The organism is Paenibacillus illinoisensis NBRC 15959, assembly GCF_004000925.1.
In the GTDB taxonomy this organism is placed as follows: Bacteria; Bacillota; Bacilli; order Paenibacillales; family Paenibacillaceae; genus Paenibacillus; species Paenibacillus illinoisensis.
Genome location: NZ_BIME01000008.1, coordinates 99,042 through 113,056, shown reverse-complemented (window position 1 = coordinate 113,056; position 14,015 = coordinate 99,042). Strand labels below are relative to the sequence as shown.

Below are 14,015 nucleotides of genomic sequence, written 5' to 3'. Positions count from 1 at the left end.
ACTCAACATGTTCCGTCTGGAAAAAACGATCTCCTTCGTGACACATCGTATCGCGAATGGTGTGGATGACAGTACCTGCCTGCTCTCAGGGTGATTCCTTTAACGAGGAAGCCCTACCGTAACAATCTCGCAAGGTCCTGCCGGGATGGACCATTCTTTGCCGCTGAATAGTTTAGTAGAAACATTTGAAGAGGATACGAGTTTCTCGCCCTTCTCCTCCAAAATATTGCTCTTGTATGCTACTTCATTCGTATTCCATTCGGTCGCAGCCAAACTCAGCAGAGATGTGTCCGGCTTCATATTATACCAGCGCATCATCAGATCACCTGATTCCTCATTCACTTTCAGTGAGGAGAATGCCAAGCCTTCTCCTTGCCATGCAAATGGGGTATGCGTTGATGACAGCGTTCCTGAGTGAACATCCGTTTGAACCAGCGTCCATGGAACCTGGAACTGGTAAGCCTCGATGTATGCATCTGATGATGCACCGCTTCCATCATGCGGAATGATCTCCATCTGGAACGAATGCTCCCCCAGACATTGTGCTTCCGGTGTCGGGAACAATCCCCAGTCCCCGAGCTCCCCTACGGCACGGAGCAGCGTTACGGCGATCGTATTGCGCCCATCCTGAAGAACTTCATATTCATTCAGTCCCAGATTGGCTACGACCAGTCCAGCCTGTTCTTCACTCACATCCACAAAGCTTTGCTGATGCTGTGTATTGCTTGGATTTTGCCACTCCGGTGCGGGTACATTATCACGAGTAGCAATCTCAAACATGGAATCCACATGGTGAACCGCAGTCGCCAGATCGGTTGGGAACAGGGCACGTACACGGTGATCCTTCGCCTGATTGTTGAACGTGGTTTGCACATGAACTCCTTTTCCGCTGCGACTTAACGACAATACTGTGCGAATACGCAGTGTGACCGTTTGTTTGGAACGCTGTGCCTTGCGATACGGGTAATAGATGAGCTCACGTTGTTCACGATCCAGCACCTCATCCGCCGAAGCCGGAATTTCCCAATCATGTATGATTTCGTAGGAGACACGGTACGGCGTATCTTCTATGATCTGTATGCCGGCAGTTAATTCTTTCGTCGTCAAGGCAACTTCATTCTCCGGCTGCTTGAACATATACTCGTTACCGATATCCCCAACATTTTCGTACACGCCAAGGTCTTGGTACGTACGTCCTGTGCGTTTATCCTTCAGTGTAAAGGAGCCATTGTCTGCGATTGTAACGGCAACATATTGATTCTCCAGGCTACGTTCACCACTGCGCAGTGCAGTGCCATTCGAAACAGAATCATCCTGAGCTTCACTGCGAACCCAAGCATATGCCTTCAATCCAAGCGCTGGCACGTTCTCAGCTTCAAATGTAATTCTGACCCGGCGGCAGCTGTACGGCTGACGGAATCGGTCATCCGGCAGATCATAACCGAACTGCAGGCCCAGATCTTCTACTGTACACGGAATGTGCGCTCCTTTTTCGTCAACGAGGACACGACCGGACAGGTCTACGTTGTTCATTTGGGCAGCCATACCCTCTAATGAAATTCCATCACGGAAGTAGATACGAGCCGCATCCAGTTCGATCTGAACAATGCCGCTGCGCTCCCAGCCTGTCGTATTAAACGTGATCAGCGGCCGCGCATCCTCACCGTAACTGGCAAAGATTGAGGTATCCACCGAAGCAGCAATCTGACTTGTGCTCTCTTCAATCATGGCTTCAGCGACGTGACGGCTCTTCTCGAATCGAGTGACCATCTCGCGGTGAACCTCATCCACACTGCAGCCGCAGATGCTGTCATGCGGATGGTTCTGCATCAGCGTTTTCCAGGCATATGTCAGCTGATCATGCGGATAAGCATGCCCAAGAAGATGGGCGTAGGATGTCAGTGGCTCAGCCACCTTTTCCAGCATGGCTTGACCAAGCTGGTTCATCTGTTTCAGATAAACCCGTGCCGAGGCGGTGTTCACCAATGTACCCCAGCCATCGGTACGCTGGCTGCGCAGCTCTCCTTTTACCGTGGACAGCTCATGTTCCGATGATTCTTTCAGGGCCGTCAGATAATCCGGAAAGTTGGAGTGAACGAATTCAATATCGGGATGTAATTGCTCGGCCATTCGGATCGCCTCAGGCAGATCCCGCTGAATAGGCTGGTGATCACAACCGTTCATATACAGCAGCTCATTGGTGGAGGCATATTTCTCGGCATCTGCCAGTTTGGTTTCCCAGAACTTGCGAGCTGAAGCCTCATCTACCGGAATTTCATTACCATTGGAGTACCAGTTGGCAAACAGCACACCAAGCACTTTCGATCCATCCGGCCCTTCCCACATCAGCTCGGAGAAGCTGGATTCGTATCCTGCATCCGATACGGTATTATTGAAGCCTGTAGGCTTCACGCCTCTTCCAAAAAAGACGTTATCGATGCCAGATTGCAGCATAAGCTGCGGCGTCTGTCCAACCAGCCCGAACGTATCGGGAAAATAACCGATCTTGGAGGGCGTGCCGTAACGCTTCGCATCCCGATGCCCAACCTGCATATTGCGTACATTGGCTTCACCACTGGTAAGGAACGCATCCTGCAAAATATACCATGGCCCAATCACGATCCGGCCATTACGGATATGCTTCTCCAGTCGCTCCTTCTGCTCCGGACGGACCTGAAGATAATCGTCGATAATGATCGTTTGTCCATCCAGATAAAAGCTTTTGTAGTCTGCTCCCTCATCGAGCTCATCCAGCAGTGAATCCACCAGTTGAACGAGCCGCATATGGTGCTTCTCATAGGGCAGGTACCATTCCCGATCCCAGTGAGTGTGCGAAATGATATGGGCTCTTTTGGTTTTTGGTTTATCCTTTTGTTCCGTCATGCGTTAGCCCACCTCTCCATTTTGTTGTACAATCTCAACTTCTTCCGGGCGATACACCGTATGCAGCTTTCCTGCAGCATCTGTGGCAAACAGCACGGACCGATTTTTCTCCAATTTGAATTCATAGGATACGCCAGTGCGAGTATCTCTGACTTGAACCTTGTGATGGAGTGAAGACTCTGACACAAATACATATAGATTTCCTTTTGGAAAACTGAGCTTCCGGCCATAGATTCCTGCGATTTCTCCTCCAGATACCCATTCCAACTCCTTATGGATGCCAGCCGTTTCGGCCGCATAACGATACAGGTCCGCCAGCGGCTCATCCCGTCCGTTAAGCTCGAGCGGCAGCGGGGTCCACATAATTTTTCCTTTCCCCCATGGCAGAACAGTCACTCCATCTGGAGTGTCATGATCTTGATGAAGCAGCGTCTCTTTAGCCACCTCAGCAATACGACGCCGGCCATATGTTACCCGGTGATTCACCCCATTGATATTCAGCAGTTCTTCACGCTGCACATTACCCAAACTGCGTTTACCCACAATGTGATCGGCCCGGTCACTGGCCTTCCAGTACGCGTCCAGTCCCAGTGGTCCAGTGATCAGCAGACATACGCCTTCCTTCTCCGTGAATGCAAGCAACTGAAGCAATGCATCATTATCCATATTGTGTGGACTCGGCACGATAATCAGCTTGGGCGGCTGCTGCTCCAGTGCTTCCAAATGATATTCGGATACGGCACGGAATGGCAGTTTCAGATCATAGGACATCACACGCGTAAGCTTGGTTGTTGCATCATACGCAAGGGAACGGTTGGAGAAGTCATTGGAATACGGGAACACGACCGCAATCTCCTCCAGCTCACGATCCTCGAAGAGATCACGCACCTTCTGCATGAAGCGGCCAAAGTCATAGGATACATCCGCTTCAGGCTTCTCTGTACCATCTGCACGGAGGGCTCCAATATGAGATTCATTGGCATTATCCATATAGAAGTTGGTATTCCAGATCCATTGCACTGCTCCGGCACCACCTGTGGAGAATGCATAGGCATACTTCCGTTCAAGAATGCTGCGAAGCTCTTCTTCCGTGCGCTTGGCACGTCCATCCGGGGTCTCCACATACATGATGCCCGTCTCTTGAATTAGATTCGGTTTATGCGGAGTTTTGGTGAAAATGCCGTCCCAGATCAGATCATCGTTCAACCACCAGGAATGCACGGTGGTATAATCCACTTCACGTTCATAGAAAAACGGTGAAGGACGCTGTGCACCCAGAGCTTCGTCCTGCCCTACGGTAACGAGATGATTCGGCACGAGATCCTTGATCGTACCTACGAGCTCTCTTGCCCAAACATTGTGCATCTCCATGGAGAAGAGACAATAATCGAGCCAGCGGGTTCCTTTTTTCGCCTTATGCATGTCCTGTACATCAAAGTTAATCTCTTCCGGTTCCGGAATGACTGCTGCTGCAAAGTTCGGAAGCTGCTTCGGTGACATGTTCCATGCTTCCTGCAGCGCTTCAATGGTTTCATGACGCTGCTCAAGCCATTTCACAAAAGCCTGCTGTTCGTGTGAATCCCTGGCTGAGCGCGGGCCAGCCGAGAAGATGCGCACCGGATCAAACATCGATGGCTCGTTAATCAGATCCCAATCCACATGGGTGGTGTGTGTATGCCGGCTGACGATGCTGCGGATGAAACGCTTCTGTGCCTCGACACTTTGCGGATCCAGATACGGATTCGTTCCTTCCCACGTTTCAGGCGTAAAGGAAAAGAATGTGAACGTGACCTGCAGGCCGTGGCGCTTCGCCGTTAACAGGAAGGCATCAATCGCGCGAAGCACATCCTCTGCCATGTGTCCGTCCACCTGCATCATATTGCGATATGCCGTCCATATTCCGGTCCGAATCCAGTTAATGCCCGCTTTCGCCATCTGTGCCATGTCCCGATCCCAAACGTCGGCATTCGGCAGAAACAGAAATTTCCGGGCTACGTCCGAGGTCATGTACGTCATGCCCACAACAGGGAGAGGTCGTCCTTCTTTTACAAAGTAGTCTCTGCTGCGAGTGATGACTTCACCTTCTGCAAGCAATGCGTCATCCTGGCCCCAGAAGCCTTGGCGCAAGACCCGAACTTCACCGTCAGGTGCTTGCGCAAGACATACGATTCGGTACAGCCCGCTTTCTACTGAAACCGGAAGAGGGAGGCGTACAAACTGCTGTTCTACGGTAAGCTCCATCTGCAGCTTATGGCTCCATACCTTCTCAGCTGTGCCTGCCCGATCCTCCCGTTCAACAGTCAGATCAAACGTCCACAACTCGGAAGCTGTACGTCTGTCACCCGCGCGCTGTAAAATCTGTCCTTGAAGGGTAAGTACAGCCCGTTCACCTGGTTCGTACGTGGCATAGTTAGGCTTGAGCGACAATTCAGTAACCCCTTTGGCACAGAATTGTGCCCACTTCACAACCTCATTAGCACCGTCCTGCTCCCAGAATGAAGCGGCCAGCGGCAGATTCACAAACATCCAGCGTGAACCAGCAAATGTACTGCGGGAGTTCTCCCACAGGACAACCGGAGCGGCAATGCTGCGTTCATCCTTACTCACTCCGCAAAGTAACGGATAGATCTGCGTGCTCATCGGCCCTGCCGAACCCATCTGGTGAGGCAGATCACTAGACTTGGTGGTATGCGGGACCAGATTCCACGTGTCTGCAATCTCAAACAAGCCCTCTTTGCCAGCAAGCAATGAAATGGGTTCAGAGGAAGCGTACGTTTGGATATTCGCTGAAGATACGTTCAGCGCCTCGTGAATATAAAGCTCCTGGTGATACGCCGTCTGCTCTGACTCCACAACCCATGCTCCATCCTGATCCCGGACAGGGCGCTTAAACGGTGCTCCACCCACACTGATCAGGCTTCCTCCCTGATGCAGATAGGCTGCAATTTCCATCCAGGCCGATTTGGGAAAATAGGGTGCATGCAGGTTTACCAGACAGCCCTCGCCTGCTGCTGCCTTCAACACCTCAGCCAGTTCGCACGCGCTAACAACGATGACCTCATGAGACCCTTGCCAAGTATCCAGAGCTTCGCGGGATGGCCGCTGGCCTTCTGCCGGAAAATCAGGATCAGCGAAGATAATCAGCTTTTTGTCCTTCACATGTGTACTCATAACAGGCCATCCTTCATCGATTTATAGACCAACTGGGAGAACAGGCTGTTGGACCATGCAAACCATTTTCTCGTAAATATTGTTGGATCATCCGCATGGAAACCTTCATGCATATAACCTGTATCCGCATCTGTCGCTTCCAGCATACGAATGATCTCCAGCTTCTCCTCGGCAGATTGTGCCGTCAGTCCCTGCATGGATAGACCCATATGCCAGATGTAATCCGGTGGTGTGTGCGGGCTGCCGATCCCTTTGGCAACCTTGCCCTCATAATAGAACGGGTTCTCTTTGCTCAGGGCGAATCGGCGGGTATTTTGATAGATCGGATCATCCGCTGTGACGTAACCGAGATACGGAATGGACATCAGTCCCGGTGTACCGGCATCATCCATGAGACAGTAATTGCCGTAGCCATCCGTCTCGTACGCGTAGATGGGACCAAATTCCGGATGACGATAAATGCCGTACAGCTGAATGCCGTGATCCACGTCCTGTTCCAGATCCTTAAGTTCCTGCAGCAGCGCCATATCCCGGAACACCCACTCGGCAAACTCCTGCATCTGGCGCAAAGCTACGACTGCAAACATGTTGCCCGGAATATTGTAGTGAAAATCGCACGCATCGTCGCTGGAACGGAAGCCAGACCAGATCATGCCTGTATAATTGACCGGCATGCCCTTCCCATGATTACGCAGAGAATCTGTTGGAATGCCGTTATTGCGCGTAAAGCGATATGGAGATTGCTCCATGTGATGCTGTTCCACCTTGAACAGGTCCACGATTTTGCGCATGGCTGCTTTGAAGCTGGAATCGAAAATGTCGGTTAGCTCCGTTTCCTTCCAATATAGATAGGCCAGTCTCACAACAAAGCACAGCGAATCAATCTCGAATTTTCGTTCCCATACCCATGGCGACATGTCGGTCTCGTCCGTCGTGTTCCAGTGCCAGTCATTGGCCGTCTCATTGAAGGCATTGGCATACGGGTCAATATGAACATACTGGATGTGGCGCTTGATCAGGCCGCCAATGATCCGCTGCAGGTCCTCATCTTCCTTCGCAAACGGAATGTAGTGCACCACCTGCTCCACGGAATCACGCAGCCACGAGGCTGGGATGTCTCCGGTGATGACAAAAGTCGTGCCATCGTCCATCAATTTTGTAGTCGTTTCTATTGTATTAGGGAAACAATTTTTGAATAATTGAAGCAGCTTCGGTCGATGAGCCAGCTTCTGTTCCGCCTCTTCGAGCACTGCCTGAATGGATTGCGGCACAGCAACGGGAGGCATTGGTATTTTGGGTAATCTGAATTGTTCCATGGATGAGTGCAACTCCTTAAACGTATTGAATGGTGTAGCTATATAAGATGAACCCATAAACTTTTACACATGGCCACTACGATTGCAGAACCATCTTCCGATCGCTGTTATCCCCGGATGTTTTGATTCCCTTCTTCAAAGGGTAAATCCGGGGATAGCGTATGCTTCCGATGTAGCTTTCCTTCAGAAAGCTTTTAGGCGAACGCTTTGCTTCTTCGGATACTTTCTGCACTCTGCGTTATCGTGTAAATGTTTAAGTTCATCTTGCATAGCTCTGAGATCTTTCAAAAAGGTTTACCGCAGCAGCACGGTTTTAATTTCGTAAGGGGCGAAGGTCAATGTAATCTGACCATTCGTCATATCCAAAGGCTCACCCGGTTCTTCCAATGCGTTGGAGAGATAGGCCTGCTCGAAGGCATGTGGCCATTGCAAGGTTACACGTTCACGTTTGCCTGAAGATTCATAGAAACGAAGTATCGCGCCGTGTCCATCCTCTGCCATTTTAACCGTATCCAAAATGACATGTTCGCTATCCAAATCAATCCATGCTCCGGTTGCCTGGCGTGCAGGTGAGGCAGTTGCAGTTGAATCAACTTCAGTCCCTGTGCTCTGCAGCACCTGCTGTACCGTCACCTCGTGATTCAGCTCTGCAGCATGACGTACCGTATGCGCAGTACGCCAATCCCCTTCGTGCGGATACAGGGCATACGTGAATTCATGCTCTCCCAGATCAGCGGTTCGGTCCGGCCATTTCGGTGCACGAAGCAGGGATAAACGAATGGTGCTTCCCTGTACGTCGTATCCGTATTTGCAGTCATTAAGCAAACTCACGCCGTATCCATATTCGGATACATCCGCAAACCGGTGGCCACAAACTTCATATTGGGCTTGTTCCCAGCTGGTGTTACGGTGCGTTGGCCGCTCCAATGCGCCGAAAGGAATTTCGTATGTTGCCTTTGAGGTTACGACATCGATTGGAAAACCGACTTTCAGGAGCTTGTGACTTTCGTTCCAGCTCACCTGTGTCTGGAAGTCAATCCGACGTGAATCATGGTAGAAGACGATATCTTGTGTAATCTCCGATTGATGGAGTTTCCAGCGGAAACGCAGGACGTCCTTCGTTGTACCAGCCAGCACCAGCTTTTTCTCCAATAGCTCAACTTCCCCGGCAACCTGTTCTTCATAACGGCTGTCAATATCCCACGCATCCCAGAGCGTCGGACGGTCGTGGAAAAAGTGGAATTGATTGCCCCGTTCACCCGGCTTCAGCATTTCCCGCTCTGCTGCCTTATCCCACAGACGAGTAATCTCGCCTCGGTTGTTAAACTCCACATGATAAAACGCCGTATCCCATGTATCGTTAAAAACCGGTTGACCGGCAAGGCTTGTCACTTCTTGTGCATTCGTTTCCCTAGTATTTTCAGGCACCAGCCAAATCGTCTTATACCCGAACGCAGGAATGTCATCCACAAGAATCGAAATCGCGTTATCTTCCCGATCCATTGGCAGGTGCTGACCTTCTACATCTACCGCATAACGATCCAAGCCATCGTGCACGGGGAGCTGAATGACTGCATTACGCTTCCAGCCAAGGCTGTTGAACACCACATAGGCCGCTGAACCTTCTGGACCCTTTGTGTTAATACCTGCCGTTAATGCCGCAGCACCTTGATTCAGCCCTGCTCTACCTAACTCAAAAACTCGTACATATTCCTCATCCGAAGTCACGTATGACTCTGTAATCGCTGAGCCTGGAATAATATCGTGGAATTGATTCAGCAAAATCAGCTTCCAGCCCTCGTGCAGTGCCGAACGGACTTCAGCTTCTGTCTGCGCCTCCATGTCCGGCAGAGCAAGTGTGTTCCACAGCTCAGCTTCACGGTACAGGACCTCTGCTTTGCGATTGTTGCGCTTGTTGCGTGCATGTGTCGTGTACGTGCCTCGATGCAGTTCCAGGTACAGATCACCGTGCCATTCCGAAAGTGTAGGCTGCCCTGCTTCAATACCTGCAAAAAAGGCTCCCGCTGTACTGTAGCGACTGGCAGGCTGCCCTACCATCAAGTCTGCACGATCCACGTACTCCAGCATTTCGCGGGTTACTCCGCCGCCACCATCACCATGCCCATATAGAAGCATGTGCTCGGGATGTGCTGCTTTCTCACGGTAGGACTGCCAGTGATCATGAATATCCTTCGGTAAAGTGTGTTCATTGACACCATGGTTGAGATAAGACAGGATCGGTGTACCGTCAATGCCAACCCAGTGAAAGAGATCGTACGGGAATACATTGGTATCGTTCCATCCCAGCTTCGTCGTCATGAAATAGTCCACATTGCCATGCTTCAATATCTGAGGCAGGGAGGCACAGTACCCGAATGTATCCGGCAGCCATTCAATCTGTGACGTCTTGCCGAACTCCTCCATGTAAAAACGCTGGCCATATAACATTTGGCGAATCAGCGACTCCCCGCTCGGAATGTTCAGATCCGGTTCAACCCACATGCCGCCAACCAGTTCCCAGCGTCCTTCTGCAATGCGCTGCTTCACCCGTGCATACAATTCGGGATCATGTTCCTTCAGAAAGGCGTACAACAAAGGTTGGCTCTGGGAGTACACATAATCGGGATACTCATTCATTAGTGCATCCACGGTTGAGAATGTACGACTTGTCTTGCGTACGGTCTCCCGTACAGGCCACAGCCAGGCAATGTCGATATGGGACTGTCCCACCATATGTTCAAGACCTTCGGCGTTACCACCAATCTCTCGCACATGATTCGCTAAACTCTCTTCAATCTGGCGAATGCCTTCCCCCCGCTTGATCTCTTCATCTGTCATGCCGACAAATTGATCCATCGCACGATAGATGGCTTCCAGCAGACGTACACGCCGGAAGTCGCTTTCGGGCAGCAGTATGGCCGAATCGCGTACAATAATGACCGTATACATCAGGCTGCGAACCGCCTCGTTCGGTCTCACCAGCAGACTGGTGATTGATGTGATCGGCGGCTGAATAACGGCCTGCTGGTTCAACGGATCAACAGGTTCAGGTACAGGATCGAACAGTTCGATTTCAAGCTCCGGATGAACTCCAATCTTGGACGGGTCCAGCGTAACGTACGTATGATTGCGATCCAGACCCTGATAAGAACGACCATTCACCCGCAGCAAGCCTTCTCCTCCCGATTGAAACAACAGTCCGAATGGGGCATGCTGCCAGGAAGCAGGGACTTCTAAACGGGTTCGAAAAAAGTAGGTGGTCCCCTGTGTGCTTGGAAAACGATCCAGGCCTTCTCCCTCCGGATAAGGCCCTTGATTCTCATATTTTCCCGGCACGTCATAATAAGCACGGGTGATGTTCCAGCTGCGTAGATCCACCTGCTCCAGCCACTGATGTTCAGACAGTTCACGAATAAATCGTCTAATACGTTCCATGTTTTACGCCTCCCTTACCGTAAGCTCGGCCATTTGTGTGTCGTTTACGCTGCTGCCGATATGAATACGGAATAGTCCCGGTTCAACCACGGGTTTCAAATGCCGTCCGATATATTGCAGCTGCTCCGCACCAACACGGAATTCAATCGTTTGCGTCTCACCAGGTGCCAGATTCACTTTTGTGAATCCTTTCAGCTCTTTGGCCGGGCGAGTCATCTGGCTGACCACGTCGGTGATGTACATCTGTACCACTTCTGCGCCACTACGCTGGCCTGTATTGGTCACATCCACCGATACCATAACTGATTCTCCAGCTGTCATGGATGCCCTGCTGACTTTCGGCTCGCTGTATTCAAAAGTGGTATAGCTAAGTCCATATCCAAATGAATAACGAGGCTCCAGATCCTCTTCGAGATAACGCTTGCCACGGGAACGTTTGCCGTTGTAATAGATAGGTAACTGACCGACATGCTTCGGAATGGAAATCGTCAATTTGCCCGATGGATTCACATCGCCAAATAGAATGTCTGCAATGGCATGCCCGCCTTCTTGCCCCGGATACCAGGCCTCCAGAATGGCATCGGCATGTTCATCCACCCAAGGTTCAGTGATAGGACGGCCATTGATGTAGACAACAATCAGCTTTTTGCCGAGCTTGTGAATTTCCTGAATGAGTTCCAGCTGAACTCCCGCAAGCCCTAACGTCATACGGTCGATACCCTCGCCGCACTCCATGTCATTCCATGAATGATCGGACACATTGGATGCCCCTGTCTTCAGGTCGATCGTTCCTTCGCCGAAATCACGGGCACTTGAACCGCCAACCACCATGATGACGGTATCTGCCTTGCCGGCGATCTCAATGGCATGCTCGAAGCCTTCTCTGGAATCGCCTTTGATTCGGCAACCTGGCGCATAAAGCACCTCACGTACAGCTTCATTCCCCGCGAGCTTGGAGCGAATACCATCCAGTACGGTTGCCACTTTAGATTTGGGCTGCGGTGACGTGTAATCACCCAGCTGATTGTAGGCATGATCCGCATTCGGACCAATGACAGCAATCTGCCCAGCTCCTGTTATCGTTAGCGGGAGAGCGGATTGCTCATTTTTGAGCAGAACCACTCCTTCTGCTGCCAATTGCCGTGCCAGCTGGATATGCTGCTCACTGCCAATTACTTCTGCGGCCCGGTCAGCGTCCACATAAGGCTGCTCGAACAAGCCCAGTTTGAATTTCAATGCCAGTACGCGGCTGACAGCCCGGTCCAAAACCTGCACATCAAGCTTGCCCTCCGAAACAGCCTGCACCAGATACTGTCCAAACATCTCACCGGACATTTCCATATCGATGCCTGCCTGAATGGCCTGAACAGATGCATCGAGCCCATCCGCTGCAACATCATGCCCGCCTGCCAGCATGTTGATTGCGCCGCAGTCCGTAATGACCAGTCCCCCAAAGCCCCAGTCTTCACGTAAAACACGATCCAACAATTCCGTATTTACCGTACAAGGCGTGCCATCAATTTCGTTATAAGCAGGCATAATGGATGCTGCCCCAGCTTCCACCGCTTTTCGGAATGGATACAGATCCACTTCCATCAATTCACGCCAGCCCATGTGTACAGGTCCTGCATTGCGTCCGCCTTCCGAGCTGCCGTAACCGACAAAATGCTTCAGCGTTGCAGCAACTGCATCATCCCGGTCAAGACTTTCCCCCTGAAGTCCTTCGACAGAAGCTACCGCCAGTTCCCCAATGAGATACGGATCTTCGCCAAAGCATTCCTCGGTACGTCCCCAGCGAGGATCACGCACGACATCGAGTACCGGAGAATACGTAACCGCTCCACCCTGGGCACGCGTTTCCCTGGCTACGGCCTGGCACATCTCTCGGTACAGGTCCACATTCCAAGTGCTGCCGAGCAGAAGCGGTACGGGATATACCGTTCCATCAATGGCCATATGGCCGTGAGAGCACTCCTCCCCAATCAGGATCGGAATTCCCAGTCGGGAATGCTCCACAGCATGACGCTGAATCAGGTTGACGGCTTCTGCGCCTTCTCTCGCGGATAGGCCATTTTCAAGTGTAACGCCAGTCCAGGGATCGGCCCGAAGGGCACCATAGAGAGAGCCGACGCCACCGTTTTCCACCTGCTCTTTGAAGGAACCATTCAGCGTGATATTTCCCTTGTCATTCCTATAGGTCTGCCAGCCAAAAGGCTGAATGAGCTGGCCTACCTTCTCTTCCGTAGTCATCAGGCCAAGCAGGTGCTGCACCCGTTCTTCGACGGGCTTGCTTTTGTCCTTATATGTCATCATCCTGAAAGTCTCCAATCCTATAGAGTGATCCGGTTATTCCTTCACCGCTCCAACCGTCAGACCTTGTACGAAATAGCGCTGGAAGAACGGATAGGCAAATATAATCGGCAGCGTTGCAAGCACGACCATCGCCATCCGGGAAGTATCCTGCGGAATGGACTGCATGGCTGCCAGACTCATGGAGCTGTTGGCGGAGTTCTGCTGAATAAACTGAATGCTGGACTCGATCCGCATCAGCATGGATTGCAGCGGTACCAGGTTGGGATTATCAATGTATAAGAGTGCGTTGAACCAGTCATTCCAGTAACCCAGTGTACTGAACAACCCGATCGTTGCCAGCCCCGGCAGGGACAATGGAATTACGATTTTCATAAAGGTATAAAACTCTCCGGCACCATCAATTCTTGCGGATTCAATAACCGCATCCGGCACACTGGTGGAGTAGAACGTACGCAGAATCATAATATAGAAGGCATTCATCGCCAGCGGCAGAATCAATGCCCACACGGTATCTTTCAATCCAAGCAGTTGGGATACGACCATATAGGTCGGGATCATCCCGCCGTTGAACAACATGGTCAAAATGGCAAACACGGAGAAAAATCTCCGATATCTGAAGCTCTTGCGGGAAATGGCATAGGCATACAGGGACATGAGGATCAAACTGATGATTGTCCCGAGTACCGTGACCAGAATGGTAACCCCATACGCACGCAGCAGTGTATCACCGCTCTGCCAGACAAATTGATATGCCGCGAGACTCCATTCCGCCGGAATCAGGCGGTACCCATCACGGGCCAATGCCTTTTCGTCCGTAAACGAGATGATGACGACAAATATAAAAGGAAACACACAGATCAGAGCGAAAAGTCCGGCCATGATATTCATGATGATGTT

At 51.2% G+C, this 14,015-nt stretch carries 6 protein-coding genes; all 6 read right to left on the bottom strand.

Features of this window, described 5'->3' with window-relative positions; all coding sequences use genetic code 11:
* Nucleotides 1-99: 99 nt before the first annotated feature.
* Entirely contained in the window at nucleotides 100-2,883 is a 2,784-nt protein-coding gene (locus PIL01S_RS19360; protein ID WP_127538940.1) for an alpha-mannosidase, read from the bottom strand.
* Between the two features lie 3 nt (nucleotides 2,884-2,886).
* Nucleotides 2,887-6,054, bottom strand: coding sequence for a beta-galactosidase (locus PIL01S_RS19355; RefSeq protein ID WP_127538939.1), 3,168 nt, complete (start codon nucleotides 6,052-6,054; stop codon nucleotides 2,887-2,889).
* On the bottom strand, nucleotides 6,051-7,370 hold the full coding sequence (locus tag PIL01S_RS19350; RefSeq protein ID WP_127538938.1) for a glycoside hydrolase family 125 protein: 1,320 nt from the start codon (nucleotides 7,368-7,370) through the stop codon (nucleotides 6,051-6,053). Before PIL01S_RS19350 ends, PIL01S_RS19355 begins: the two co-directional genes overlap by 4 nt.
* Nucleotides 7,371-7,664: 294 nt before the next feature.
* Complete coding sequence (locus PIL01S_RS19345; RefSeq protein WP_127538937.1) at nucleotides 7,665-10,805, bottom strand: alpha-mannosidase; 3,141 nt, start codon at nucleotides 10,803-10,805, stop codon at nucleotides 7,665-7,667.
* A 3-nt stretch (nucleotides 10,806-10,808) separates the two neighbouring features.
* Nucleotides 10,809-13,118, bottom strand: a complete 2,310-nt coding sequence (locus PIL01S_RS19340; RefSeq protein WP_174818714.1) for a glycoside hydrolase family 3 N-terminal domain-containing protein — start codon at nucleotides 13,116-13,118, stop codon at nucleotides 10,809-10,811.
* Between the two features lie 33 nt (nucleotides 13,119-13,151).
* Nucleotides 13,152-14,006, bottom strand: coding sequence for a carbohydrate ABC transporter permease (locus PIL01S_RS19335; protein ID WP_217506623.1), 855 nt, complete (start codon nucleotides 14,004-14,006; stop codon nucleotides 13,152-13,154).
* Between the last annotated feature and the right edge of the window lie 9 nt (nucleotides 14,007-14,015).

What these genes read in the sequence shown, in the direction of transcription:
- PIL01S_RS19360 (WP_127538940.1), bottom strand. Translation starts at nt 2,883, where the DNA reads ATGACGGAACAAAAGGATAAACCAAAAACCAAAAGAGCCCATATCATT.
- PIL01S_RS19355 (WP_127538939.1), bottom strand. Translation starts at nt 6,054, where the DNA reads ATGAGTACACATGTGAAGGACAAAAAGCTGATTATCTTCGCTGATCCT.
- PIL01S_RS19350 (WP_127538938.1), bottom strand. Translation starts at nt 7,370, where the DNA reads ATGGAACAATTCAGATTACCCAAAATACCAATGCCTCCCGTTGCTGTG.
- PIL01S_RS19345 (WP_127538937.1), bottom strand. Translation starts at nt 10,805, where the DNA reads ATGGAACGTATTAGACGATTTATTCGTGAACTGTCTGAACATCAGTGG.
- PIL01S_RS19340 (WP_174818714.1), bottom strand. Translation starts at nt 13,118, where the DNA reads ATGATGACATATAAGGACAAAAGCAAGCCCGTCGAAGAACGGGTGCAG.
- PIL01S_RS19335 (WP_217506623.1), bottom strand. Translation starts at nt 14,006, where the DNA reads ATGAATATCATGGCCGGACTTTTCGCTCTGATCTGTGTGTTTCCTTTT.